Here is a 24,729-nt window from a genome sequence, read left to right on the forward strand (position 1 = left end):
TCTGCCACGAACGGAGGGCTGGCCTAAGTGAGCATCCGTACCCTCGACGACCTGCTCGCCGAGGGGGTGTCGGGTCGGCGCGTGCTGGTGCGCGCCGACCTGAACGTCCCGCTCGACAAGCAGACCGGCGACATCACTGACGACGGTCGCATCCGCGCGGTGCTGCCGACGCTCGGCGCGCTGGTGGAGGCCGGCGCCAAGGTGGTCGTCTGCTCGCACCTGGGCCGCCCGAAGGGCGCGCCGGACCCGCAGTTCAGCCTGAGCCCGGTCGCCGGTCGCCTCGGTGAGCTGCTCGGCACGCGGGTGCACTTCGCCTCCGACACGGTCGGCGAGTCCGCCCGCTCCACGGTGGACGCGCTCGCCGACGGCGAGGTGGCGCTGCTGGAGAACCTGCGCTTCAACTCCGGCGAGACCAGCAAGGACGACGCCGAGCGGGGCGCCTTCGCCGACCAGCTCGCCGCGTTCGCCGACGCGTACGTCGACGACGCGTTCGGCGCGGTGCACCGCAAGCACGCCAGCGTCCACGACGTGCCGGCCCGGCTGCCGCACGTCGCCGGCCGGCTGGTGCTGCGCGAGGTGGAGGTCCTGTCCCGGCTGACCGGCGAGCCGGAGCGCCCGTACGTCGTGGTGCTCGGCGGCTCGAAGGTCTCCGACAAGCTGGCGGTGATCGAGGCGCTGCTGCCGACGGTCGACCGGCTGCTCATCGGCGGCGGGATGTGCTTCACCTTCCTCAAGGCCCAGGGCCACGAGGTGGGCTCCTCGCTGCTGGAGGAGGAGATGGTCGAGACCTGCCGCAACCTGCTGGAGCGCTCCGAGGGCAAGATTATGCTCCCGGTCGACGTGGTGGCCGCGGACGCGTTCGCCCCGGACGCCGCGCACGACACCGTGCCGGCCGACGGCATCCCCAGCAAGCGGGTGGGGCTCGACATCGGGCCGGAGACGGTCGCCGGGTTCGCCGCCGCCCTCAAGGGCGCGCGGACGATCTTCTGGAACGGCCCGATGGGCGTGTTCGAGATGCCGGCGTTCGCCCACGGCACCAGGGGCATCGCCGAGACGATCGCGAAGGCCGACGCGTTCACCGTCGTCGGCGGCGGTGACTCGGCGGCGGCGGTCCGCGCGCTCGGGCTGGACGAGTCGTCCTTCGGGCACATCTCCACCGGCGGTGGCGCCTCCCTGGAATACCTGGAGGGCAAGACCCTCCCCGGCATCGCGGCCCTGGAGAACTGATGGCGAGCGTCACCCGCCGGCCCCTGATGGCCGGCAACTGGAAGATGAACTGCAACCACCTCGAGGCCAACCTGCTGGTGCAGAAGCTGGCGGCCAGCCTCACCGAGAAGCAGCTCACGGACGTCGAGACGGTGGTCCTGCCGCCGTTCACCGACCTGCGTACGGTGCAGACCGCCGTGGACGGCGACAAGCTGCTCATCGGCTACGGCGCGCAGGACCTCTCGCCGCACGCGTCGGGGGCCTACACCGGGGACATCTCCGGCTCCATGCTGGCGAAGCTGGGCTGCACCTACGTGGTGATCGGGCACTCGGAGCGGCGGGCCTACCACCACGAGGACGACGCCATCGTCAACGCCAAGGTGCAGGCCGCGCTGACCCACGGGCTCACCCCGATCCTCTGCGTGGGGGAGGGGCTCGACGTGCGCGACAAGGGCACCCACGTGGCGCACTGCAGCGACCAGCTCGACGGCGCGCTGAAGGGGCTGACCGCCGAGCAGGTGACGAAGGTCGTGGTGGCGTACGAGCCGGTCTGGGCGATCGGCACGGGCAAGACGGCCACCCCGGAGGACGCCCAGGAGGTGTGCGGCGCGGTCCGTCAGCGCCTCGCCGAGTCCTTCGGCCAGGACACCGCCGCGCAGGTCCGGATCCTCTACGGCGGGTCGGTCAAGTCCTCCAACGTCGCGGCGATCATGGCCCAGCCGGACGTCGACGGGGCGTTGGTGGGCGGCGCGAGCCTGGACGCCGAGGAGTTCGCGAAGATCTGCCGGTTCCCGGAGCACATCGCCCGCTGATCGCTCGCTATCCTTGACTCCGCCCGTCCGTCGGTCGGTGCCACCGTGCCCGATCTGCCCGGGCGAGGATCGTAACGAGAGGACTGACCCCAGCCATGCCGATCTGGTTCGCATACACGTTGATCGTGTTGCTGGTCATCACGAGCATCCTGCTGACGATGCTGATCCTGCTGCACCGCGGTAAGGGTGGCGGGTTGTCGAGCATGTTCGGCGGTGGCGTCAGCTCCAGCCTCGCCGGCTCCTCGGTGGCGGAGAAGAACCTCGACCGCTACACCGTCCTGGTGGGTATCGTCTGGTTCGCCTGCATCGTCGGGCTGGGGCTCTGGCTCCGCCTCCAGATGGCCAGCGGCACGGTCTGAGGCCGTCAAGTCGTACAATCTGCGCGCGGTCCGTCACCGACGGGCCGCGCGCAGTCCGTTTCACCCGCTGCACCGCGTCGCCCGCCGCCCCCTCCGCGGCGGTTCCCCTCCGACGACAGGAGCGAGCAGCCGTGCCCACTGGCAACGTCATCCGGGGCACCCGGGTCGGGTCCGCGCCCGACCGCCGCGCCGAGCGTCACCAGCCGGCCCCGCGCCGGACGGTCACCTACTGGTGCCGCAACGACCACCACACCGAGATCCGGCTCGCCGCCGAGGTCGAGGCGCCGCAACTGTGGGACTGCCCGCGCTGCGGCATCCCCGCCGGTCAGGACGCGCAGAACCCGCCCGGCCGCACCCGGCCCGAGCCCTACAAGACCCACCTGGCGTACGTGAAGGAGCGGCGCACCGCGGAGGAGGGGGCGGCCCTCCTGGCCGAGGCCCTCGCCGCCCTGCGCCGCCGTCGTGGCCGCTCCACCGGCTAGCTGGCCCTCCCGCCCACGGCGGACAGCAAAGGACCCCTCGTCCACGCCCGGCGTCGACGAGGGGTCCTTCTTTCGTCAGCGCAGGCTGCGCAGGCGGGCCGGTACGTCGGCCGCCGCCGCCCGGTCCAGCAGCCAGAGGGTGCGGCCCGTGCCCCGTGCCCCCGCCGCCGGCAGCTGCACCGGGCCCGCCCCGGCCAGCGCCATGCCGACGGCCCGCGCCTTGTCGGCGCCGCTGGCCACCAACCAGACCTCCTCGGCCGTGTTGATCGCCGGGAGGGTCAGCGTGGTCCGTACGGGCGGGGGCTTCGGGCTGCCCCGCACCGCGCTGACCGGCCGGCTGTCGTGGTGCACCGGATGCTCGGGGAAGACCGAGGCGACGTGCCCGTCCTCGCCGACGCCCAGCATCAACACGTCGAAGTGGGGGAGTGCGGCGTGCCCCGGGCGTGCCGCGCGGGCCAGTTCCTCGGCGTACCGGGCCGCCGCCTCCTCCGGGTCCGCCCCGGCCGGCCCGTCGGAGGCCGGCATCGGGTGTACCCGGGCCGGATCCAGCGGCACCGCGTCCAGCAGCGTGGCGCGGGCCTGGGTCTCGTTGCGCTCGGAGTCGCCGGCGGGCAGGAACCGCTCGTCGCCCCACCAGACGTCGACCCGGGACCAGTCCACGGCGTCGCGGGCGGGCAGCGCCGCCACCGCCCGGTGCACCGCCGCGGCTATCCGCCCGCCGGTCAGCACCACCGACGCCTGGCCCCGCTCGGCCTGCGCGTCGAGCAGCTTGACCACCAGCCGGGCGGCCACCGCCTGGGCCAGCAGGTCGGCGTCGGCGTGGACGGCGACACTCGCCTCACTCATCTGTCTGCCTTCGTTTCTCCGGCCGCCCGCGCGGCCGGTCTTCCGTAACGCCCCGGGGACCGGGGCTCAGCGCTCGGCGCTCGTACCCACGTGCGCGGTGACCCCCGCCTCGGCCCGCTGGGCCGTGGCCGGGTCCTTCCAGACGTGCACCCGCTGCGGTGGGCGCTGGTCGAGGCCGGCCAGCCCGGCCGCCGTACCCAGCGCCTCCGCGTACACCTGGTCGGCGTCGAGCCGGCGCAGCTCCTCCGCCAGTTCGTCGCCCAGCGGCCGGCGGACGAGCGGCAGCTGACGGTCCTCCTGGCCGGTACGCCGGAACGTCGCCACGCTGTCGTCCCGGGTCAGGGTCAGCGTGTCGCCGTTGGCGCAGCGCAGCTGCACCTCCCGCATCCGGGGCGACGCGTCGCTGTGCTCCCACACCGGCTCGATGCCGAGCCGCGCCGCCAGCCAACCCCGCATCAGCGCGGCGGTCGGGTCGGTGGGCGGGGCCACCACGGTCGCCTCGGTCACCCGGGCCTGGGTGGTGTCGAACGCCCCCGCCACCAGGGTGCGCCACGGGGTGATCCGGGTCCACGCCAGGTCGGTGTCGCCGGGCGCGTAGTCGCGGGCCCGCTGGCGCAGCGCCTCGATCGGATCGGCGGCCTGCGCGCAGTCGGTGATCCGCCGGTCGGCCACCACGCCGAGGAAGTCCGTGGAGATCTCGGCCGGCGGCTCGCCGTGCCACCACGTCACCACCGGCACGTCCGGCACCAGCAGCGGCATCACCACCGACTCGGCGTGCAGGGCCAGCCGCCCGTACATCCGGGTGACCACCGCCTCGCACGGGCCGAGCCGCCCGCCGACGACGATCTCCGCGTCCAGCCGGTTGCGCTCGCGCTCCACGTCGGTGCGGACCACCACCAGCAGCCGGCAGGGGTGGGCGGCGGCGGCTATCGTCGCCGCCGCCTCCGCCTCGCGGACCCGCTTCTCGTCCACGACCACGATCAGGGTGAGCGCCATGCCGCTGGCCACCCCGCCGGCGCTGCGCCGCTCGGCGGCGAGCGCCTTGACCACCTCGTTGCCGGTGGTGTCCCACAGGCCGATCAATGGAGCCTCCTGGTTTGCTCGCTGCGGCTGCTCACGGCGCTTGTCTTCGTTCGCGACTGCGGGGCTCGCAGAACCGGCTCACTCCTCGCGCTCACGCTCTGCGCCAGGCCCGGCCCTCGCGGGCCAGCATCTCGTCGGCGGCCCGGGGGCCCCACTCGCCGGCCCGGTACGGCTCCGGCTTCGTGCCCGCCCACGCGTGCTCCAACGGGTCCACCACCTGCCAGCTCTGCTCGACCTCGGCGGCGTCCGGGAAGAGCGTACGGTCGCCGATCAGCACGTCCAGCACGAGCCGCTCGTACGCCTCGGGGCTGGCCTCGGTGAACGCCTCGCCGTACTGGAAGTCCATGGCGATGTCGCGGACCTCCATCGTCGTGCCGGGCACCTTGGAGCCGAACTTGAGCACGACGCCCTCGTCCGGCTGTACGCGGATCACGAGCTGGTTGTTGCCCAGCGACTCCATGTCGGCGGCGTTGAACGGCAGGTGCGGCGCCCGCTTGAACATGATCGCGACCTCGGTGACGCGACGCGGCAGCCGCTTGCCGGCCCGGATGTAGAACGGCACCTCCGCCCAGCGGCGGTTCTGGATGCCGAGCCGGACGGCCACGTAGGTCTCCGTGGTGGAGTCCTCCGGGACGCCCTCCTCCTCCAGGTACCCGACGGCACGCTCGCCGCCCACCCAGCCGGGCAGGTACTGGCCGCGTACGGTGCCCTTGGCGACGTCCTTGGGCAGCGTGATCGCCCGGAGCACCTTGAGCTTCTCCGTGCGGATCTCGTCGGCGTCGAAGCTCGTCGGCTCCTCCATCGCCACCAGCGCCAGCAGTTGGAGCAGGTGGTTCTGGAACACGTCCCGGGCCGCGCCGGCCGAGTCGTAGAAGCCGGCGCGGGTGCCGATGCCGACGTCCTCGGCCATGGTGATCTGCACCGAGTCGACGTACTGGGAGTTCCACAGCGGCTCGAACAGGTTGTTGGCGAACCGCAGGGCGAGGATGTTCTGGACGGTCTCCTTGCCCAGGTAGTGGTCGATGCGGAAGACGTCCTTGCGGGTGAAGACGTCGTCGACCAGGTCGTTGAGCGCCTTCGCCGAGGGCAGGTCGTGCCCGAAGGGCTTCTCCACCACGACCCGGCGCCAGCCGCCGGACTTGGCGTTGTCGGCCATCCCGGTGCGGGCCAGCTGCTTGAGGACCACGGGGAACGCCGCCGGGGGGATGGAGAAGTAGAAGGCGGCGTTGCCGGGGATGCCGTGCGTCTGGCGCAGCTCGTCGAGCATCTCGGAGAGGTGGTCGAACGCGGCGTCGTCGTCGAACGAGCCGCCGACGAACTTGATGTTGCCCACGAGCCGCGCCCACACCTCCTCCCGCCAGGGGGTGCGGGCGTGCTTCTTGGCGGCCTCGTGGGCGAGCGACTCGAAGTCCCCGTCGCCCCAGTCCCGGCGGGCGAAGCCGAGCACGGCGAAGCCCGGGGGCAGCAGCCCCCGGTTCGCCAGGTCGTACACGGCGGGCAGGAGCTTCTTGCGGGCCAGGTCACCGGTGACGCCGAAGATCACCAGAGCGCACGGCTCCGGGATCCTCGGCAGCCGGCGGTCCTGCGGGTCGCGTAGGGGGTTCACGCCGCCTCCTCGCTCCGCGTCGTCCATGCTCCCATCGTCACGCCCGCAACGACCCGGCCGCATCGAGCAGCTGGGCCACGCCCGCGGACCGGTCGGTCAGGTGCAGCCGGACCACCGGGCGCTCCCGCTCCGCCAGGGCCTGCCGGTCGCCGGCGGCCTGCGCCGCCTGCAACTGCCCGAAGGTGTACGGCCGGCCCGGCACCGGCAGGTCGTCGACGACCGCGCCGGTGAGCTGGAGGTAGCTGCCGACCTGCGGACCGCCCTTGTGGTACTGGCCGGTGGAGTGCAGGAACCGCGGGCCCCAACCGAAGGTGACCGGCCGCGCGGCGGCACCGGCCAGCAGCGGCCGCAGCCGGGCCGCGTCGGCGTCGGCGAAGCGGTCGAGGTACGCCATCACCGCGAGGTAACCGTCGTCGCCCGTCGCGTCGACCAACTGGCGGAGCACGCCGACCAGGTCGCCCGGGGCGCCCTGCGGCGCGTACACCTCGATCGCGCCCTCGGTGAACGACGGCGTCTCCGCCGGCGGGCCCGAGGCGAGGATCCGGTTCGTGTTCTCCTTGCTCTCGGTGACGTTGGGCTGGTTGAACGGGTCGATGCCGAGGACCACCCCGGCGATCGCGGTGGCGTACTCCCAGGCCAGGAACTGCGCGCCGAGCGGGCCGTTGACCGCCACGTCCGCGTCGACGCCGCCGCCTGGCACGGCGCCGGCGGGCAGCGCCCCGCCGTAGGTCACGGTGAGCACGTCGTCGCCGGCGGCGCCGGGGCTCTGTGGCGACTCCACGACGACCGGCAGGATGCCGACCCCGGCCTTGCCGGTGGACTCCGCGATCAGCTGCTCGGCCCAGTCGCCGAGACCCTCGATGCCGGTGCCGTCGGAGATCAGGGCGATCTTGTCCCGGCCCATGGTGGCCGCCGCCCCGAGGGCCGCGCCGAGCGCCAGGCCCGGGTTGTCGCGGTCCCCGCCCAGCGACCGCGCCAGCTCGTCGGCCTCGTCGAGCAGCTCGGCCACCTCGACGCCGACCAGCGCCGACGGGACCAGCCCGAACGCGGTCAGCGCCGAGTACCGGCCGCCGACGTTCGGGTCGGCGAGCACGGTGAAGGCGCCCATCTCGGCGGCGGTCGCCTCCAGCGGCGAGCCGGGGTCCGTGACGATGACGAAGTGCCGGCCGGCCTCCGCCTCGGTCATCCCCGCGTCGAGGAACGCCTGCCAGTAGGCGCGGCGGTGGCTGTCGGTCTCGACGGTCGAGCCGGACTTGCTGGCCACCACGACCACGGTGCGCTCCAGCCGGTCGGCCAGCGCCGCCCGTACCTGCCCCGGGTCGGTGGTGTCGAGCACCGTCAGCTGCTTGCCGAGGGTACGGGCGATGACCTCGGGAGCCAGCGACGAGCCGCCCATTCCGGCGAGCACCACGTGGTCGAGGTCGGCCAGCTCCGCCTTCAGCTCGGCGAGCTGGGGGAGCAGCTCCCGACTGCGCAGGTGGGTGTCCACCCAGCCGAGGCGGATCTTCGCCTCGGCCTCGGCGTCCGGGCCCCACAGGGTCGGGTCCTTCGCGGCCAGCTTGCCCGGGACGCCGGCGTTGACCAGCGCGTCCCGCGTGGAAGCGGGGGCCGCCTTGTCGACCGGGTCGGCCCCGTGCACCGAAAGCCCCGCGGCGGCCTCGACCGCCCCGTTGAGCAGGTCACTCACGCCGCCACCTCGCTCCGCTCGGCGGCGGCGCGAGGCGCCGCACTGCTGAGCCTGATGGTTCGCTCGCTACGCTCACTCACGCGTTCCCTCCCGCCTGCTGCGCGGCCTGGGCGTTGCCCGTCGCGGCGTCGCTCGGACGACCGGCGCCCCGGCCCGCGGCCGCCAGCGACTTGCGGACGCCGTCGAGCAGTTCCTGCCAGCTCGCCTCGAACTTCTCCACGCCCTCGCGCTCCAGGGTCTCGATCACGTCGGCCATGTCGACCCCGACCGACTCCAGGCCGGCGAAGACCTCGCGGGCCTCCGCGTAGGAGCCGGTGATGGTGTCGCCGCGGGTCTCGCCGTGGTCGGCGTACGCGTGCACGACCGGCTCCGGCATCGTGTTGACCGTGCCGGGGGCGATCAGCTCCTCGACGTAGATCACGTCCCGGTAGTCCGGATTCTTGGTCGAGGTCGAGGCCCACAGCGGCCGCTGCGGGTGGGCGCCGGCGTCGGCGAGGGCCTGCCAGCGGTCGGAGGCGAACACCTCGCTGTAGCGCTCGTACGCGAGCTTGGCGTTGGCGACGGCTGCCTTGCCGCGCAGCGCCTTCGCCTCGGCGGAGCCGATCTTCTCCAGCCTCTTGTCGACCTCGCTGTCGACCCGGGACACGAAGAACGACGCGACCGACCCGATCTTCGACAGGTCGTGCCCGTTCGCCTTCGCCTGCTCCAGGCCGGCCAGGAACGCCTCCATCACCTGCGAGTAGCGGTCCAGCCCGAAGATCAGCGTGACGTTGACGCTGATCCCCTCCGCGAGGGTGGCGGTGATCGCCGGCAGGCCGGCCTCGGTGGCCGGGATCTTGATGAAGAGGTTGGGCCGGTCGACCAGCCACCACAGCGCCTTGGCCTCGGCGACCGTCTTGTCGGTCTCGTGGGCCAGCCGTGGGTCCACCTCGATGGAGACCCGGCCGTCGACCCCGGCGCTGCGCTCGTACGACGGGTGCATCACGTCGCACGCCCACCGCACGTCGTACGTGGTGAGCATGCGCACGGCCTCCTCGACCTCCACCCCACGGGCGGCGAGGTCGCGCAGCTGCCAGTCGTACTCGTCGGCGTCGCTCAACGCCTTGGCGAAGATCGTCGGGTTGGTGGTCACCCCGGCCACGTGCTTCTCCCGGCGGAGCTGGTCCAGCCCGCCGGAGGAGAGCCGTACCCGGGAAAGGTCGTCGAGCCAGACCGCCACGCCTGCGGCGGTGAGTTCACTCAGCCTGTCCGTCATGCCGTCCACGCTCCCCTCAGTTGCCGGTCGTGAAACCGGTGATGTCGCCCGCCCGGGTCAGCGCCGCGTGTGCGGCGGCCACGATCCGGTCGGGGGTGAAGCCGAACTGCTCGAAGAGCACGGAGTGCGGGGCGCTCGCGCCGTAGTGCTCCAGGCTGACGCTCTCGCCGATGTCGCCGACGATGCCCCGCCAGGACATGGCGATGCCCGCCTCCACGCTCACCCGTGCCTTTACCCCGCGCGGCAGCACCGACTCCCGGTACGCCTCGTCCTGCGCGAAGAACCACTCCTGGCAGGGCATCGACACGACCCGGGTCGGGGTGCCGTCGGCCTCCAGCCGCTCGCGCGCCGTCAGGCAGAGCTGCACCTCGGAGCCGGTGCCGACGAGGATCACCTGCGGCTTGCTGTTGGAGGCCTCGGCCAGCACGTAGCCGCCCTTCGCCACGCCCTCGGCGCCAGCCAGGGTCGACCGGTCGAACGTCGGCAGCGCCTGGCGGCTCAGCGCCAGCGCGGTCGGCCGGTCGGTGTGCTCCAGCGCCTGCCGCCAGGCCCAGGCCGTCTCGTTGGCGTCGGCGGGCCGGACCACGTCCAGGCCGGGGATGGCGCGCAGCGCGGTCAGGTGTTCCACCGGCTGGTGCGTGGGGCCGTCCTCGCCGAGGCCGATCGAGTCGTGCGTCCAGACGTAGATCACCGGCAGCTTCATCAGCGCGGCGAGCCGCACCGCGGGGCGCATGTAGTCGCTGAACACCAGGAAGGTGCCGCCGTACGGGCGGGTGCCGCCGTGCAGGGCGATGCCGTTGAGGATCGCGCCCATGGCGTGCTCGCGGATGCCGAAGTGCAGCGTGCGGCCGTACTCGTGGCCGGGGAAGTCCTTGGTGGCGTGGACGGCGGGGACGAAGGACGGCTCGCCCTTCATGGTGGTGTTGTTGCTCTCCGCCAGGTCGGCCGAGCCGCCCCACAGCTCCGGCAGCACCCCGGCGAGCGCCTCCAGGACCTTGCCGGAGGCCGCCCGGGTGGCGACGCCCTTGGCGTCGGCCGGGAACTCCGGCAGCGCCTCGGTCCAGCCGTTCGGCAGGATCCGCCCGGCCATCCGGTCGTAGAGCGCGTGGCGCTCGGGGTTGGCCTTCGCCCAGCCGTCGAACGCCGTGGTCCACTCCTGCTGGGCGCGGGCGCCGCGCTCCATGACGCTGCGGGCGTGGCCGAGCACCTCCTCGTCGACCTCGAAGGAGCGGGCCGGGTCGAAGCCGAGCAGCCGCTTGGTGGCGGCCACCTCGTCGCCGCCCAGCGCCGAGCCGTGGATCTTGCCGGTGTTCTTCTTGTTGGGCGCGGGCCAGCCGATGATGGTGCGCAGCGCGATGAAGGAGGGGCGGCCGGTCTCGGCCTTCGCCGCCAGCAACGCCTGGTACAGGGCCTCGACGTCCTCGTGGTAGTCGCCCTGGTCGGCGTCGCCGATGCGCCAGTCGACGGTCTGCACGTGCCAGCCGTACGCCTCGTAGCGGGCCGCGACGTCCTCGCTCTTGGCGATCCGGGTGTCGTCCTCGATCGAGATCTCGTTGTCGTCGTAGATCACCGTGAGGTTGCCGAGCTGCTGGTGCCCGGCGAGCGCGCTGGCCTCGTGGCTGATGCCCTCCTCGATGTCGCCGTCCGAGGCGATGCACCAGATGTCGTGGTCGAAGACCGACCGGCCCGGCTCCGCCTCCGGGTCGAACAGGCCGCGCTCGCGGCGGGCGGCCATCGCCATGCCGACCGCGTTGCCCATGCCCTGCCCGAGCGGCCCGGTGGTGGTCTCCACACCGGGGGTGTGCCCGTGCTCGGGGTGGCCCGGGGTCAGCGAGCCCCACTGCCGCAGCGACTTCAGGTCCTCCAGCGACATGGGGTAGCCGGAGAGGAAGAGCTGGATGTAGAGGGTGAGGCTGGAGTGGCCCGCGGACAGCACGAAGCGGTCCCGGCCGGCCCAGTTGGGGTCGGCCGGGTTGTGCCGCATGACCCGGTTGAAGAGGAGGTAGGCCGCGGGCGCGAGGCTCATCGCGGTGCCCGGGTGGCCGTTGCCGGATTTCTCCACGGCATCCATGGCCAGCACGCGGACGGTGTCGACGGCCCGGCGGTCGAGGTCGGACCAGTTGAGTGCGGGGTGCTCGGGTCGGTTGGCAGCCACGATGGTTGTGCTCCTCGGCAGATGGGCGGAACCCTCACTGGTGACCCTATCGAGCGGTCCTAAACGTCCGCCCAGGGATCTCTGCATGCCGGTCTGTACTGGTCCGCGTCACTCCTGGTCGTGCCCCGACAGTGTGACGGCCCGCACCGTTGTCGGGTCGCCCGGGCAGCCAAAACGACGACGCGTAGTCTGTGGTGCGGCGTGTGGCCCCAGCCGGGCCCAGCCGATCCGACCTCCCCTGCCGACGCCGGAAGGTGGCAATCCGTGAGCATGATCACCGAGCGCCCCGTCAGCAACTCTGCCGGGGAGCCGCCGGTGCGGACCACGGTGGAGACGTCGGAGGCGGTCCGGCGCGACATCCGCGCGGTTGTCTCGGCCTACGTGACGCTGACCAAGCCGCGGATCGTGGAACTGCTCCTCGTCACCACGGTGCCGGCGATGATGCTCGCGGACGGCGGCATGCCGTCGCTCTGGCTGGTGGCCGTGGTGCTGGTCGGCGGCTCGCTCGCCGCCGGCGCCGCCAGCGTCATCAACTGCTACATCGACCGGGACATCGACCAGTTGATGCGGCGCACCAAGCGCCGCCCGCTGCCGACGCACACCGTGACGCCGCGCAACGCGCTGATCTTCGGGCTGGTGCTGGCGGCGGTGTCGGTCGCGATGATGGCGGTGTTCACCAACCTGCTGGCCGCCGGGCTCACGCTGGCGGCGATCGTCTACTACGACGTCGTCTACACCCTGTGGCTCAAGCGCACCACGACGGCGAACACGTTCTGGGGCGGGGCCTGCGGGGCGGCGCCGGTGCTGATCGGCTGGGCGGCGGTGACCGGGACCCTCTCCCCGGCCGCGTGGGCGCTGTTCGCGGTGGTCTTCTTCTGGCAGATGCCGCACTTCTACCCGCTGGCGATGAAGTACAAGGACGACTACGCCCGGGCGGGCATCCCGATGCTGCCGGTGGTGGCCTCCACCCGGCGGGTGAACGCCGAGATCATCGGGTTCGCCTGGCTGACCGTGGCGTCCTCGCTGGCCGTGTGGCCGCTGGGAATGAGCCTGATCTACGGCGTGCCCGCCGTGGTGGTCGGTGCGATCTTCGTGATCGAGGCGCACAAGCTCGCCCGGCGGGTGGCGCGCGGGCAGGCCGTGAAGCCGATGCGGCTGTTCCACTGGTCGACGACCTACCTGACGATCCTCTTCGCCGCCGTCGCGCTCGACGCCCTCATCTGACCGGCGTCGACCGCCCACCGGCACTCCGCCCACCTGGAAAGTCGTCATTCTGCATGGCTTGTCCGGTTTTTGTGTCACATCGGTTACACCGTGGCCATGGGCCCCGGGAAACGCGCGGATGCCCGGAGCCGGGCCGGTTCGCGGCGGCGGTTTGGCATGATAAGTGCTGATTGAGCAGGGCAAACTGCCTTTGGTTCTCCTTAAACCTGCGGGTAATTGGCATCACAAAAGGTTCATGGTTCTCGCCCGCCCGGGTGGAAGTCTGCTTACGCTTCCCGGCATGGCAGAAGGTTCCGATACGACGCTGACGGCTGAGCAGACCCCGCAGGGCCTGGTCGCGGGCATCAAGTCGTTCGCCGCCGGGCACGGCGGGGCGAAGGCGGTCATCGAGTACGTCGGCAAGCGTGGCGCGCGCATCGTCCTCGTGGGTGAGGACGGGGTGTGGGGTGACCAGTTCGCCGACGACACCGTCGTGGCGCGGCAGGCGTGCGCGAAGGCGGGAGTCACCGTCGAGAACGCCTGGGAGCGTGAACTGATGGACCAGATGCGTCCGAGCAACGACCTCTGGCGGTCGATGGCCCGGCGCACGATGGCCCGTTGACATAAATTGACCGAACACCACCAGTCGACCCGGGGGAGACCCCGGGTCGCTCTCGTTACCTGTGCCCGGCTGCCCGACCTCGACCCCGACGACCGGCTGCTGCTCGACCCGCTGGCGCGCCGGGGCGTGGCCGTCGACGTGCTCGACTGGGCCGACCCGGGCGTCGACTGGCCGGCGTACGACCTGGCGGTGCTCCGCTCGCCGTGGGACTACGCGCTGCGGCGGGACGAGTTCGTCGCCTGGGCCGCGCGGGTCCCGGCCCTTGCCAACCCGGGCGACGTGGTGCGCTGGAACACCGACAAGCGGTACCTGGCCGAGTTGTCCGCCGCCGGGGTGCCCACCGTGCCGACGTCCTGGATCGCGCCGGGGGAGACCTGGCGACCACCCGCCGAGCGCGGCGAGTACGTCGTCAAGCCGGCCGTGAGCGCGGGCAGCCAGGACACCGGCTGCTACGACCTGGCCGACCCCGGACACCGGGCACTGGCGGCGGCACACCTGCGGCGGCTGTCGGACGCGGGGCGGCTGGCCATGGTCCAGCCGTACCTCGGCGCGGTCGACACGGCCGGTGAGACGGCGCTGCTCTTCCTGGCCGGGCCGCACGGCCCGACGTTCAGCCACGCCGTGCGCAAGGGCCCGATGCTGACCGGCCCGGATCTCGGCGTGGAGGGGCTGTTCAGGCCGGAGGAGATCACGGCCCGTACCGCCACCGCGGAGCAGTTGACGGTGGCGGAGAAGGCCCTCGCGGCGGTGCCCGGCGGGCCGGGACGGCTGCTCTACGCCCGGGTGGACCTGATCCCGGGACCGGACGGCGCGCCGGTGCTGGTGGAACTGGAGCTGACCGAGCCGTCGCTGTTCCTCGGGCACGCCGACGGCGCCGCCGACCGCCTGGCCGACGCGATCCTCGCCCGCCTGGACGGCGGCGTCTGACGGTTCGCCCGCGGGCGTACCGGAGGCGCCAGCGCGGTCAGGCGGCGACCGGGACGGCCCGGTCGGCGGCCTCCGGGGTCGGGGTCGATCCGACCGGACGGCGCTCGCGGGTCGACCACTGCATCGACAGGGTGGCCAGCAGCACGAGACAGGAGCCCAGCATGTGCGCGCCCACCAGCAGCGCCGGCAGGTTCGTGAAGTACTGCACGAAGCCGATCAGGCCCTGGCCCAGCTCGACCGCGACCAGCACCGTGGCGGCCCGCGCGGCCCGGTGGGCGCCGACCGCGCGGAAGGCGAAGACCAGCGCCACGGAGAGGCCGATCAGCAGGAAGACGCTGTCGGCGTGCACCTGGGAGATCGTCTGCGGGTCGAGCCCGTTGCGCGCGGCGCCGTGGTCGCCCGCGTGCGGGCCGCTGCCGGTGACCCAGGTGCCGATCACCAGCACGGCGGCGCTGACCACGGTGGTGAGCGCGGTCAGGGTCCGCAGCGGTGCCGGCACGACGGACGCTGCCGGGCCCACCGGGTCCTCGATCCGGCGCCAGAGGGCGTACGCCGCCGCGATCACCAGCATCGAGGCGAGGAAGTGCAGGCCGACCACCCACGGGTTGAGGTTGGTCAGTACGGTGATCCCGCCGATGATCGCCTGTGCCGGGATGCCGAAGAGCACGGCGACCGCGAGCGGGACCAGGTCCCCGCGCCGGGGGAGGTGCAGCAGCACGGCCAGCAGCACCGCCAGCGCGATGAAGCCGACCGCGAAGGTGAGCAGGCGGTTGCCGAACTCGATCACGCCGTAGATGCCCATCTCCGGTGTCGTCACGTACGACTCCTCGGTGCACCTGGGCCAGGTGGGGCAGCCGAGGCCGGAGGCGGTGAGTCGGACGGCCCCGCCGGTGACGACGATTCCCACGTTCGCGATGATCGAGGCGAGCGCGAGACGGCGCAGCAGGGTGGTGGAGACCGGAAATCGGGCGGGTCGCTTCACGGCGCAAATCCTACGCACCGTAGTGGACCACGATCGGGTGACTCCGTCCGTGCGGTGGTTCGGATCACCGGGACCCGAGTTTGCGGGGCTCCGACGAATTACGTAACGTTGGCGTTGTGAAAAACGTGGCGGGGCTCTCGGGGCACCGGCCGACGGCCACCCGGGCCGCCGGTCAGTCCGCGTCCGTCGCGGACCTCTCCACCCGCGACCGGGTCACCCAGCTGCTGCTGGAGCGGGGCGCGACCACCGCCGCGCAGCTCGGCTCGGCGCTCGGGCTCAGCCCGGCCGCGATCCGCCGGCACCTCGACGCGATGCTCGCCGACGGTGACGTGGTCGCCCGCGAGCAGACCGTCCGTGGCCACCGCGGCCGGGGCCGTCCGGCGAAGGTGTTCGTGCTGACCGACGCGGCCCGCGTGCGCTGTGGCACCCACCACTACGACAACATGGCCACCGCCGCGCTGCGCTGGATCTCGCGCAACGGCGGCGCGGAGGCGGTTGAGGCGTTCGCCACCGACCAGGTCGCCGCGCTGGAGGCCCGCTGCCGGGCCGCCATGGAGGACGCCGGCGACGATCCGCTCGCGCGGGCCGAGGCGCTCGCCGGAGCGCTGACCGCCGAGGGCTACGCTGCGAACGCGTCCACGATCGCCTCCGGCGGCCAGCTCTGTCAGCACCACTGCCCGGTGGCGCACGTGGCCGCCGAGTTCCCCCAGCTGTGCGAGGCCGAGACCGCGGTGATCTCCCGTCTGGTCGGCACCCACGTGCAGCGCCTGGCCACCATCGCGCACGGCGACGGGGTGTGCACCACGCACATCCCCACCCAGCCGCGCGCCCAGTCCGGTAACACCGTCACCACTGTGAGGACAGATAGATGACCGAGCAGATCGTCCAGCCCCTGACCCAGGAGGAGCAGCTCGCCGCCCTCGGTCGCTACGAGTACGGCTGGGCCGACCCCGACGTCGCGGGGGCGTCCGCCCAGCGCGGCCTCAACGAGGCGGTGGTGCGGGACATCTCGGCCAAGAAGAACGAGCCGGCCTGGATGCTCGACCTGCGTCTGAAGGGCCTGCGGCTGTTCGGCCGCAAGCCGATGCCGGGCTGGGGCGCGGACCTCACCGGGATCGACTTCGACAACATCAAGTACTTCGTGCGGTCCACCGAGAAGCAGGCCACCAGCTGGGAGGACCTGCCCGAGGACATCAAGAACACCTACGACCGGCTGGGCATCCCCGAGGCGGAGAAGCAGCGGCTGGTCGCCGGCGTCGCGGCGCAGTACGAGTCCGAGGTCGTCTACCACAAGATCCGTGAGGACCTCGAGGAGCAGGGCGTCGTCTTCCTCGACACCGACACCGCGCTGCGCGAGCACGAGGACATCTTCAAGGAGTACTTCGGCACGGTGATCCCGGTCGGCGACAACAAGTTCGCCGCGCTGAACACCTCCGTCTGGTCCGGTGGCTCGTTCATCTACGTGCCGAAGGGCGTGCACGTGGAGATCCCGCTGCAGGCCTACTTCCGGATCAACACGGAGAACATGGGCCAGTTCGAGCGGACGCTGATCATCGTCGACGAGGGTGCGTACGTGCACTACGTCGAGGGCTGCACCGCGCCGCTGTACTCCTCCGACTCGCTGCACAGCGCCGTCGTGGAGATCATCGTCAAGAAGAACGCCCGGTGCCGCTACACGACCATCCAGAACTGGTCGAACAACGTCTACAACCTGGTCACCAAGCGGGCCGTGTGCCACGAGGGCGCGACCATGGAGTGGGTCGACGGCAACATCGGCTCCAAGGTCACCATGAAGTACCCGGCGGTCTACATGACCGGCGAGCACGCCAAGGGCGAGGTGCTCTCGGTGGCCATGGCCGGCGAGGGGCAGCACCAGGACGCGGGCGCCAAGATGGTGCACGCCGCGCCGCACACCTCCTCCACCATCGTCTCCAAGTCGATCGCCCGGGGCGGCGGCCGCACGTCGTACCGGGGCCTGGTCCAGGTGCTGGAGGGTTCGCACAGCAGCCGCAGCACGGTCAAGTGCGACGCGCTGCTGGTCGACACCATCTCCCGCTCGGACACCTACCCGTACGTCGACATCCGCGAGGACGACGTGTCGATGGGGCACGAGGCCACCGTCTCCAAGATCAGTGACGACCAGCTCTTCTACCTGATGAGCCGGGGCCTGAGCGAGGACGAGGCGATGGCGATGATCGTGCGCGGCTTCATCGAGCCGATCGCCAAGGAGCTCCCGATGGAGTACGCCCTGGAGCTCAACCGCCTGATCGAGCTCCAGATGGAGGGCGCGGTCGGCTGACGTCACCCCGACCCGCTGCGGGCCGCGCGAGAGCCGGCCCGCTGCGGGGCCGGCGGACGCCGACCGACCTCCGACCAATGACACCGTCGTCGTAGAACAGACCCAAGGAAGAGATGACTACCCAGGCTTCCGCGCCGCCCAGCACCAAGTCGCAGGCGCTCCGCTCGTACGACGTCGCCGACTTCCCGGCCCTCACCGGCCTGGAGGAGGACTGGCGCTTCACCCCGCTCAAGCGACTGCGCGGGCTCACCGGCGGGGCGCAGGCCGCCACCGGCGCGGTCCGCCACGAGTACGGCGACCTGCCCGCGGGCGTCACCGTCGAGCGGATCGGCTCCGACGACCCGCGGGTGGGCAGCGTGCTCACCCCGGTCGACCGGGTCAGCGCGCTGGCCTACGGCGGGGCCGACCAGGCGCTGCTGGTCCAGGTCGCCCGCGACGCCGTGGTGGCCGAGCCGGTGAGCCTGCGGGTGGTCGGCGAGGGCGTCGAGGGCCTGGCCTTCGGGCACACCTTCGTGGAGGTGGGCCGGTTCGCCGAGGTGACCCTGGTGGTGGAGCACGTCGGTTCGGCCACGCTGGCCGACAACGTCGAGGTGTCCGTGGCCGACGGGGCCAAGCTCACCCTGGTCACCGTCGCCGACTGGGCCGGCGACGCCGTGCAGGCGCAGCACCTGAAGGTGCGGCTGGGTCGCGACGCGAAGGTGGTGCACGTCCAGGTCTCCCTCGGCGGCGACCTGGTCCGGCAGTACACCTCGGTGGAGTACACCGACCGGGGCGGCGAGGCCGAACTGTACGGCCTCTACTTCGCCGACTCGGGGCAGCACCTGGAGCACCGTCAGCTCGTCGACCACACCGTGCCGGACTGCCGCAGCTACGTCGGCTACCGGGGCGCGTTGCAGGGCGAGAGCGCGCGTACCGTCTGGGTGGGCGACGTGCTGATCCGCGCCGAGGCGACCGGCACCGACACGTACGAGATCAACCGGAACCTGCTGCTGACCGACGGCGCGCGGGCCGACTCCGTACCCAATCTGGAGATCGAGACCGGCGAGATCGCCGGCGCCGGGCACGCGAGCGCGACCGGCCGCTTCGACGACGAGCAGCTGTTCTACCTGATGGCCCGGGGCATCCCGGAGGCCGAGGCACGGCGCCTGGTGGTCCGCGGCTTCTTCGCCGAGCTGATCAACAAGATCCCGGTCGAGGAGCTGCGGGAGCGGCTGGGCGACGCCATCGAGGGCCGCCTCGCGAAGGCCGGCGCCTGATGATCCGGCTCTGCTCCACCGAGGACGTGCCGAAGGGCACCGTGATCAGTGCCGACGTCGACGGCACCCCGATCGCGCTGGTGCACGGCGAGGACGGCGTCTTCTACGCCGCCTACGACGAGTGCTCGCACGCCGCGGTCGCCCTCTCCGAGGGGGAGGTCGAGGGTTGCACGCTGGAATGCTGGCTGCACGGATCCCGTTTCGACCTGAGGACCGGCGAGCCGACCGGGCTGCCCGCCACCGAACCCGTACCCGTCTATCCCGTCGAAGTCCGAGACGGCGACATCTACGTCAGTCTCACGCCGAGCAATGGAGTGACCCGATAATGAGCACCCTGGAGATCCGCGACCTGAAGGTGTCGGTCAAGCTGCCCGAGGGTGAGCTCAAGCCGATCCTGGCCGGTGTCGACCTGACCGTCCGCTCGGGCGAGACCCACGCGATCATGGGCCCGAACGGCTCCGGCAAGTCCACCCTGGCCTACTCGATCGCCGGCCACCCCAAGTACGAGATCACCGGCGGCTCGGTGACCCTCGACGGCGAGGACGTGCTGGCCCTGTCCGTGGACGAGCGCGCCCGCGCCGGCCTCTTCCTGGCCATGCAGTACCCGGTCGAGGTCCCCGGCGTCTCGGTGGCGAACTTCCTGCGTACCGCCAAGACCGCCATCGACGGCCAGGCGCCCAAGCTGCGCACCTGGGGTGGCGAGCTGCGCGGGGCCATGGAGCGCCTCCAGATGGACCCGGCGTTCGCCCAGCGCAACGTCAACGAGGGCTTCTCCGGCGGTGAGAAGAAGCGGCACGAGATCGTGCAGCTGGAGCTGCTCAAGCCGAAGATCGCGATCCTCGACGAGACCGACTCCGGCCTCGACGTGGACGCGCTGCGCGTGGTCAGCGAGGGCGTCAACCGGGTCCGCGACACCGGCGACACCGGAATGCTGCTGATCACCCACTACACCCGGATCCTGCGCTACATCAAGCCGGACTTCGTGCACGTCTTCGTCGCCGGCCGGATCGTCGAGCAGGGCGGCCCGGAGCTGGCCGACAAGCTCGAGGAAGAGGGCTACGAGCGCTACGTCGCCGGGGCCGGCGCGGCGCGGGCCTGAGTCCTCTCGGAAGAATGGGTGGGCCGGTCGACATGACTTCCATCGCGATCCCGTCGGGGATGCCGCAGTACGACGACGTGCCGCGTTACGACGTGGCGGCGGTGCGCGCCGACTTCCCGATCCTCGACCGGGAGGTCAACGGGCACCGGCTGGTCTACCTCGACAGCGCCAACACCTCGCACAAGCCGCGGCAGGTGCTCGACGTGCTCGGCGAGCACTACGCCATGCACAACGCCAACGTGTCCCGCTCGGTGCACACGCTGGGCACGGAGGCCACCGAGGCGTACGAGGGCGCGCGGGCGAAGATCGCCGCGTTCATCAACGCGCCGAGCGTGGACGAGGTGGTGTTCACCAAGAACTCCACCGAGGCGATCAACGTCGTGGCGTACGCGTTCTCCAACGCGTCGCTGCGCTCCGACGCCGACGAGCGCTTCCGGCTCGGGCCGGGTGACGAGGTGGTGATCTCCGAGATGGAGCACCACTCGAACATCGTCCCGTGGCAGTTGCTCTGCGAGCGCACCGGCGCGACCCTGCGCTGGTTCCCGGTCACCGATCAGGGGCGCCTGGACGAGTCGGGCCTGGAGGACCTGGTCACCGAGCGGACGAAGATCGTCTCGCTGGTGCACATGTCCAACATCCTCGGCACGGTCAACGCCACCTCGCGGATCACCGCGCGGGTCCGCGAGGTGGGCGCGCTGCTGCTGCTCGACTGCTCCCAGTCGGTGCCGCACATGCCGATGGACGTGGTCGACTACGACGTCGACTTCGTCGTCTTCACCGGGCACAAGATGTGCGGCCCGACCGGCATCGGGGTGCTCTGGGGCCGGGCGGAGCTGCTGGCGGCGATGCCGCCGGTGCTGGGCGGCGGGTCGATGATCGAGACCGTCAGCATGGCCCGCTCCACGTTCGCCGCGCCGCCGGCCCGCTTCGAGGCCGGCACCCCGCCGATCGCCGAGGCGGTCGCGCTCGGCGCGGCCGTCGACTACCTCAGCGGCATCGGGATGCGGGCCATCCAGTGGCACGAGAAGGAGCTGACGGCGTACGCGTTGGACGCCCTCGCCACGGTGCCCGGCCTGCGGATCTTCGGGCCGAGCGTGCCGGTGGGCCGGGGCGGCACCATCTCCTTCGCCCTCGGTGACATCCATCCGCACGACGTCGGGCAGGTGCTCGACTCGCTCGGTGTGCAGGTGCGCGTCGGCCACCACTGCGCCAAGCCGGTGTGCACCCGGTTCCGGGTGCCGGCCATGACGCGTGCCTCGTTCTACCTCTACACCACCACCGAGGAGATCGACGCCCTGGTGGCGGGCCTGGAGCAGGTGCGGAAGGTGTTCGAGTGAGCGGCGACGCGGGAGCCCGCGGATCGACGGGAGTTCAGCCTGATGCAGCTTGAATCTCTTTACCAGGAGATCATCCTGGACCACTACAAGCACCCGCACGGTCGCGGCCTGCGTGACACGGATGCCACGGACGCCCGGGTCGCCGAGGCGCACCACGTCAACCCGACGTGCGGCGACGAGGTGACCGTACGGGTGGCCACCGACGGCGACGTGCTGCACGACGTCTCGTACGACGGCATGGGCTGCTCCATCAGCCAGGCGTCGGCGAGCGTGCTGCACGAGCTGCTGGTGGGCCGGGGCGCGGGCGACGCGTTCCGGGTGCACGAGGCGTTCGTCGAGTTGATGTCCGGTCGTGGCCAGGTCACGCCGGACGAGGACGTGCTCGGTGACGGGGTCGCGTTCGCGGGTGTCGCCCGCTACCCCGCCCGGGTCAAGTGCGCGCTGTTGCCGTGGATGGCGTTCAAGGACGCCGCGGCACGCGCCGGTGTGGGCGTGAGCCCGACGGAGGTTGAGGCATGAGCAGCGAGGACACCGCCACCGCGGCGACCCCGGAGACCGAGGGCACGGCCACCCCGGCCGCGCAGGCCGCCGCGCCGGCTGTGGACGGGGCGCCGGCCGCCGCGTCGGCGGCCAAGGGGAAGGCCGCCGTCGCCGACGTCGAGGAGGCGATGAAGGACGTCGTCGACCCCGAGCTGGGCATCAACGTGGTCGACCTCGGCCTGGTCTACGGCGTGCACGTCGGCGACGACAACGTGGCCACCCTGGACATGACGCTGACCTCGGCGGCCTGCCCGCTGACCGACGTGATCGAGGACCAGGCCCGGCAGGCGCTGACCACCGGACCGGGTGGGGGACTGGTCGACGACATCCGGATCAACTGGGTGTGGCTCCCGCCGTGGGGGCCGGACAAGATCACCGACGAGGGGCGCGACCAGCTCCGCTCCCTCGGCTTCAACGTCTGACCCGTTTCTCGTCGAGCGCGGCACCTCAGCAGGGGTGCCGCGCTCGATGCGTAACCGACCATCCCGTCACTGGCCGGTCGGCAGATGCTACGGGCGGCCCAGAAGTCCGTCGGCGTCTCGATCGTCGACGAAGCTGGGGCCCTGGAGGAAGGCTCGCCCCGGTGCGACGCCGGAGATGCTGGAGCCGCGTGGGTGCGGCAGGACCAGTCGGGCGGTCGTCCGGCCGGTGCGCGCGTCGAGCACCGTGATGAGGCACGAATCGTGCTCTCCGGTGAGTTCGGTGAGCCGCTCGCCCGGGCTCGACGCCACCACGACAGCCCCCTGCTGGAGAACGAGCATCGTCGGAAAGAGGGGGCCCGGAGCGCGGAAGGTCCAGAGGGCCTGGCCGGTGGCGGCGTCCACACCGGTGAGGGACTGGCCGCGTCGCTCGACCCATATCTCGTCGCCGGCCACGCCCGTCGTGCGATGTGGAACGAACTTGCTGTCGAAGTCGGTCTGGAGAGGACCGGTCGCGCGCCACTGACCGTCGTCGAGACCGACCGTGATGGTGCCGGTCCATTCGTTGTCGGTGAAGCTCTTGAAGTAGAGGCGCTTCTCGAAGTATCTCGGGTTTGCGTTCCGGGGCACGTCTGCACAGGGCAGGCCCTGGGTGGTCCAGATGGCCTTGCCGCCCCGGACTGCGGCGAGCTGGCATCCGCCCACGTCCAGCACCACCGTCTCGCCGATGACGGCGGTCGCGTTGCCGCGTGTGGTGCCGAGGATTCGTCCGTCGGCCCCGCGTACCGTGGTCGTCCTGATGAGGGTCGCACGCTCATCGGTGCGCGGGTTCGGGTCGACGGCGACGACAGTCGGAGCGACCCGGATGCGCGCACCACTGATGCGATCGTCGTTGCCGACGGGGCCGAACTCGGTTTTATGGTGGGCGCCGGTGGCCGTCCACAACACCGCGCCGGACGGCCCGTGCCCGGTGTAGACGCACGAGTCTTTGAGGCAGTCGCGCAGGACGACGGTGCCAGTGCCCATGGCGACCAGTACACGCTCGACAGGGACACGGGAGGGGTGCGCAAGCTGCCACAGCAACGAGCCGGTGGCGCTGTAATATCTGAATTCGGCGCTGTCATGCACCGCCATGTTTCCGTCCGGGCCGACGAAAACGCGACCGTTCTTCGTCCAGATCCCGAACATCCTCTCGCCCGTCTGCGGGTCGCGTCCCCGCAGCCCGCTACGAGTCTTCATGAGTAGCACGTGGGGCAGCGTCTTGACCTCTTCGACAAATGCGCCGTACCTGTCGTCGCCGGTGCCTCTCGACGAGTGCCACACGTACGGTCCATCCGGCTGGGACATCACCAGTCGTGGTGCCTGGACGAGTGCCCCGGCGGCGAAGGTGGCGAGGACGACCGTGGCGACGAGCAGTGGCCGTGGTCGGATGCCGCGCAGCCCGCCGGAGATCCTGAAGACGATCACCGCGACTCCCGCCGGGGCCGTCACGGCGCCGACGAGGTACAGCTCCCTGAGGGGAAGCCACCAGCCGAGCAGGAGCAGGGCCAGCCCCAGGGGCAGCCAGAGCACGTCCCGTACGCGCAGGCGTCGGGATTCTTCCGTCGCGGGAGCGGCACCTGCCGGGGACTGCCCGTTACTCGGCGGGTCGGCGCTCGTCCCGGCTGAGCCGTCGACAGGGCTGTCCATCCCACCCGTTACCGACTCCATACCTGCCCTCTCGTCGATGCTCGCAACGGCGAAGAACACGACCGCCCGGAAAGTGCCCCGATCCGGGAAGCGGCAGCGGCAGCGTACTAGAGCATGTCGATGCCCCGGATCCGTACCCGTCTGCTGAGCGACCGCCGGAGCTGGGCGGCCGGGAGTGCCGTACCTTCGGGCCTATGAGCAGCAGACCGGCGGCCGGGGGAGGCCGGTGGGTGGACGTGGAGCCCGGCCGGATGGCCCGCTGGGTCGCCGGCTTCGCCGACCGGCACGGCCCGCCGACCACCACAATCGAGGCGTACGGACTGCGGCTGGCCGCGCCGGACGGCGCGACCGCCGAGCTGCACACCCCGCCCGGCGCGCCCACCGCCGCCGACCTGCCCGGTTTCGTGGCCGCCGCGACCGCGCCCCGGCGCATCGGCCTGCTGCTGGCCCGCAAGGGCGCGGTGGCGGTGGGCGTCGCGGCGGGGGAGGAACTGGTGGTCTCCAAGGTGGACACCCGCTACGTGCAGGGACGAACCGCCGCCGGGGGGTGGTCCCAGCAGCGCTTCGCCCGGCGGCGCGACAACCAGGCGAAGGCGGCGCTGGGTGACGCCGTCGACCTGGCCGTACGGCTGCTGCTGCCGGAGGCGGCGTCGCTCAGCGCGCTGGTCTGCGGCGGCGATCGGCGGGCGGTGGACACCGTGCTGGCCGACCGGCGGCTCGCCCCGCTCGCGGCGCTGCGCGCCGAGCGGCTGCTGGACGTGCCCGAGCCCCGCCACGCCGTGCTCGTCGGCGCGATCGCGGCGGCCCGGGCGGTCCGGATCCTGGTCCGCGACCCCGCGCCGTCCTGACCCGGCGCACTAGGCTG

At 71.9% G+C, this 24,729-nt stretch carries 24 protein-coding genes; 16 read left to right on the forward strand and 8 right to left on the reverse strand.

Going from position 1 to position 24,729, the window contains the following annotated elements:
* Positions 1-27 precede the first annotated feature (27 nt).
* The 4 genes from ACGFIG_RS13640 to ACGFIG_RS13655 all read left to right on the forward strand — a co-directional run bounded on the left by ACGFIG_RS13640 (position 28) and on the right by ACGFIG_RS13655 (position 2,859).
* Positions 28-1,227, forward strand: a complete 1,200-nt coding sequence (locus ACGFIG_RS13640) for a phosphoglycerate kinase (protein WP_393002474.1) — start codon at positions 28-30, stop codon at positions 1,225-1,227.
* Entirely contained in the window at positions 1,227-2,018 is a 792-nt protein-coding gene (tpiA, locus tag ACGFIG_RS13645; protein ID WP_393002476.1) for a triose-phosphate isomerase, read from the forward strand. The genes ACGFIG_RS13640 and tpiA overlap by 1 nt, the downstream gene beginning before the upstream one ends.
* Before the next feature lie 95 nt (positions 2,019-2,113).
* Positions 2,114-2,377, forward strand: coding sequence for a preprotein translocase subunit SecG (gene secG / locus ACGFIG_RS13650; RefSeq protein WP_121400676.1), 264 nt, complete (start codon positions 2,114-2,116; stop codon positions 2,375-2,377).
* 131 nt (positions 2,378-2,508) lie between these two features.
* Positions 2,509-2,859, forward strand: coding sequence for an RNA polymerase-binding protein RbpA (locus ACGFIG_RS13655; protein ID WP_393002478.1), 351 nt, complete (start codon positions 2,509-2,511; stop codon positions 2,857-2,859).
* 75 nt (positions 2,860-2,934) lie between these two features.
* Here the strand turns inward: ACGFIG_RS13655 and pgl are convergent, their stop codons facing one another.
* The 6 genes from pgl to tkt form a co-directional block, all read right to left on the reverse strand.
* The gene (gene pgl / locus ACGFIG_RS13660; protein WP_393002480.1) at positions 2,935-3,705 is read right to left on the reverse strand and encodes a 6-phosphogluconolactonase; all 771 of its coding nucleotides are present in this window, start codon (positions 3,703-3,705) and stop codon (positions 2,935-2,937) included.
* Positions 3,706-3,771: 66 nt separating this feature from the next.
* Positions 3,772-4,788: a glucose-6-phosphate dehydrogenase assembly protein OpcA gene (locus ACGFIG_RS13665; protein WP_393002482.1), complete on the reverse strand. Its 1,017-nt coding sequence runs from the start codon at positions 4,786-4,788 to the stop codon at positions 3,772-3,774.
* Positions 4,789-4,879: 91 nt separating this feature from the next.
* Positions 4,880-6,421 (reverse strand): glucose-6-phosphate dehydrogenase, encoded by a 1,542-nt coding sequence (zwf, locus tag ACGFIG_RS13670; protein ID WP_393002484.1) that lies wholly within the window; start codon positions 6,419-6,421, stop codon positions 4,880-4,882.
* A gap of 10 nt (positions 6,422-6,431) precedes the next feature.
* Entirely contained in the window at positions 6,432-8,081 is a 1,650-nt protein-coding gene (locus ACGFIG_RS13675) for a glucose-6-phosphate isomerase (RefSeq protein WP_393002486.1), read from the reverse strand.
* A gap of 76 nt (positions 8,082-8,157) precedes the next feature.
* The gene (gene tal, locus ACGFIG_RS13680) at positions 8,158-9,336 is read right to left on the reverse strand and encodes a transaldolase (protein WP_393002487.1); all 1,179 of its coding nucleotides are present in this window, start codon (positions 9,334-9,336) and stop codon (positions 8,158-8,160) included.
* Positions 9,337-9,352: 16 nt separating this feature from the next.
* Complete coding sequence (gene tkt / locus ACGFIG_RS13685) at positions 9,353-11,491, reverse strand: transketolase (protein WP_393002488.1); 2,139 nt, start codon at positions 11,489-11,491, stop codon at positions 9,353-9,355.
* Between the two features lie 264 nt (positions 11,492-11,755).
* Between tkt and ACGFIG_RS13690 the strand changes: the two genes are divergently transcribed.
* The 3 genes from ACGFIG_RS13690 (at position 11,756) to ACGFIG_RS13700 (ending at position 14,243) form a co-directional block, all read left to right on the forward strand.
* Entirely contained in the window at positions 11,756-12,715 is a 960-nt protein-coding gene (locus ACGFIG_RS13690) for a heme o synthase (RefSeq protein ID WP_393002489.1), read from the forward strand.
* 280 nt (positions 12,716-12,995) lie between these two features.
* Positions 12,996-13,316, forward strand: a complete 321-nt coding sequence (locus tag ACGFIG_RS13695) for a hypothetical protein (protein ID WP_393002490.1) — start codon at positions 12,996-12,998, stop codon at positions 13,314-13,316.
* A 6-nt stretch (positions 13,317-13,322) separates the two neighbouring features.
* Positions 13,323-14,243, forward strand: a complete 921-nt coding sequence (locus tag ACGFIG_RS13700) for a RimK family alpha-L-glutamate ligase (protein ID WP_393002491.1) — start codon at positions 13,323-13,325, stop codon at positions 14,241-14,243.
* Between the two features lie 37 nt (positions 14,244-14,280).
* Here the strand turns inward: ACGFIG_RS13700 and ACGFIG_RS13705 are convergent, their stop codons facing one another.
* The gene (locus tag ACGFIG_RS13705; RefSeq protein WP_393002492.1) at positions 14,281-15,243 is read right to left on the reverse strand and encodes a heme A synthase; all 963 of its coding nucleotides are present in this window, start codon (positions 15,241-15,243) and stop codon (positions 14,281-14,283) included.
* Between the two features lie 98 nt (positions 15,244-15,341).
* Between ACGFIG_RS13705 and ACGFIG_RS13710 the strand changes: the two genes are divergently transcribed.
* The 8 genes from ACGFIG_RS13710 to ACGFIG_RS13745 all read left to right on the forward strand — a co-directional run bounded on the left by ACGFIG_RS13710 (position 15,342) and on the right by ACGFIG_RS13745 (position 22,178).
* Positions 15,342-16,097 (forward strand): helix-turn-helix transcriptional regulator, encoded by a 756-nt coding sequence (locus tag ACGFIG_RS13710; protein ID WP_393002493.1) that lies wholly within the window; start codon positions 15,342-15,344, stop codon positions 16,095-16,097.
* The gene (gene sufB, locus ACGFIG_RS13715; RefSeq protein WP_393002494.1) at positions 16,094-17,524 is read left to right on the forward strand and encodes a Fe-S cluster assembly protein SufB; all 1,431 of its coding nucleotides are present in this window, start codon (positions 16,094-16,096) and stop codon (positions 17,522-17,524) included. Before ACGFIG_RS13710 ends, sufB begins: the two co-directional genes overlap by 4 nt.
* Before the next feature lie 113 nt (positions 17,525-17,637).
* Positions 17,638-18,780 carry a Fe-S cluster assembly protein SufD gene (sufD, locus tag ACGFIG_RS13720; protein ID WP_393002495.1) on the forward strand — a complete coding sequence of 381 codons (1,143 nt, stop codon included), beginning with the start codon at positions 17,638-17,640 and terminating at the stop codon, positions 18,778-18,780.
* Positions 18,780-19,106, forward strand: a complete 327-nt coding sequence (locus ACGFIG_RS13725; protein ID WP_393002496.1) for a non-heme iron oxygenase ferredoxin subunit — start codon at positions 18,780-18,782, stop codon at positions 19,104-19,106. Before sufD ends, ACGFIG_RS13725 begins: the two co-directional genes overlap by 1 nt.
* Positions 19,106-19,879: a Fe-S cluster assembly ATPase SufC gene (sufC, locus tag ACGFIG_RS13730; RefSeq protein WP_393002497.1), complete on the forward strand. Its 774-nt coding sequence runs from the start codon at positions 19,106-19,108 to the stop codon at positions 19,877-19,879. The genes ACGFIG_RS13725 and sufC overlap by 1 nt, the downstream gene beginning before the upstream one ends.
* 32 nt (positions 19,880-19,911) lie before the next feature.
* Positions 19,912-21,216: a cysteine desulfurase gene (locus ACGFIG_RS13735; protein WP_393002498.1), complete on the forward strand. Its 1,305-nt coding sequence runs from the start codon at positions 19,912-19,914 to the stop codon at positions 21,214-21,216.
* Between the two features lie 42 nt (positions 21,217-21,258).
* Complete coding sequence (sufU, locus tag ACGFIG_RS13740) at positions 21,259-21,735, forward strand: Fe-S cluster assembly sulfur transfer protein SufU (protein WP_393002500.1); 477 nt, start codon at positions 21,259-21,261, stop codon at positions 21,733-21,735.
* Entirely contained in the window at positions 21,732-22,178 is a 447-nt protein-coding gene (locus ACGFIG_RS13745) for a metal-sulfur cluster assembly factor (protein WP_393002502.1), read from the forward strand. The genes sufU and ACGFIG_RS13745 overlap by 4 nt, the downstream gene beginning before the upstream one ends.
* A gap of 87 nt (positions 22,179-22,265) precedes the next feature.
* On the opposite strand, the gene ACGFIG_RS13750 is transcribed toward ACGFIG_RS13745, so the two are convergent.
* Complete coding sequence (locus ACGFIG_RS13750; RefSeq protein ID WP_393002504.1) at positions 22,266-23,747, reverse strand: PQQ-binding-like beta-propeller repeat protein; 1,482 nt, start codon at positions 23,745-23,747, stop codon at positions 22,266-22,268.
* Between the two features lie 311 nt (positions 23,748-24,058).
* On the opposite strand from ACGFIG_RS13750, the gene ACGFIG_RS13755 reads away from it, so the two are divergent.
* Positions 24,059-24,712 (forward strand): acVLRF1 family peptidyl-tRNA hydrolase, encoded by a 654-nt coding sequence (locus ACGFIG_RS13755; protein WP_393002506.1) that lies wholly within the window; start codon positions 24,059-24,061, stop codon positions 24,710-24,712.
* Positions 24,713-24,729 lie beyond the last annotated feature (17 nt).

This window comes from Micromonospora sp. NPDC049048 (assembly GCF_043197615.1).
In the GTDB taxonomy this organism is placed as follows: Bacteria; Actinomycetota; Actinomycetes; order Mycobacteriales; family Micromonosporaceae; genus Micromonospora.

Excerpts from the sequence above, each read along its gene's own strand:
- sufD (WP_393002495.1), top strand. The coding sequence starts at position 17,638 with ATGACTACCCAGGCTTCCGCGCCGCCCAGCACCAAGTCGCAGGCGCTC.
- sufU (WP_393002500.1), top strand. The coding sequence starts at position 21,259 with ATGCAGCTTGAATCTCTTTACCAGGAGATCATCCTGGACCACTACAAG.
- tpiA (WP_393002476.1), top strand. The coding sequence starts at position 1,227 with ATGGCGAGCGTCACCCGCCGGCCCCTGATGGCCGGCAACTGGAAGATG.
- pgl (WP_393002480.1), bottom strand. The coding sequence starts at position 3,705 with ATGAGTGAGGCGAGTGTCGCCGTCCACGCCGACGCCGACCTGCTGGCC.
- ACGFIG_RS13695 (WP_393002490.1), top strand. The coding sequence starts at position 12,996 with ATGGCAGAAGGTTCCGATACGACGCTGACGGCTGAGCAGACCCCGCAG.
- ACGFIG_RS13735 (WP_393002498.1), top strand. The coding sequence starts at position 19,912 with ATGACTTCCATCGCGATCCCGTCGGGGATGCCGCAGTACGACGACGTG.
- ACGFIG_RS13745 (WP_393002502.1), top strand. The coding sequence starts at position 21,732 with ATGAGCAGCGAGGACACCGCCACCGCGGCGACCCCGGAGACCGAGGGC.
- secG (WP_121400676.1), top strand. The coding sequence starts at position 2,114 with ATGCCGATCTGGTTCGCATACACGTTGATCGTGTTGCTGGTCATCACG.
- ACGFIG_RS13755 (WP_393002506.1), top strand. The coding sequence starts at position 24,059 with ATGAGCAGCAGACCGGCGGCCGGGGGAGGCCGGTGGGTGGACGTGGAG.
- ACGFIG_RS13725 (WP_393002496.1), top strand. The coding sequence starts at position 18,780 with ATGATCCGGCTCTGCTCCACCGAGGACGTGCCGAAGGGCACCGTGATC.
- tal (WP_393002487.1), bottom strand. The coding sequence starts at position 9,336 with ATGACGGACAGGCTGAGTGAACTCACCGCCGCAGGCGTGGCGGTCTGG.
- zwf (WP_393002484.1), bottom strand. The coding sequence starts at position 6,421 with ATGGACGACGCGGAGCGAGGAGGCGGCGTGAACCCCCTACGCGACCCG.
- sufC (WP_393002497.1), top strand. The coding sequence starts at position 19,106 with ATGAGCACCCTGGAGATCCGCGACCTGAAGGTGTCGGTCAAGCTGCCC.
- sufB (WP_393002494.1), top strand. The coding sequence starts at position 16,094 with ATGACCGAGCAGATCGTCCAGCCCCTGACCCAGGAGGAGCAGCTCGCC.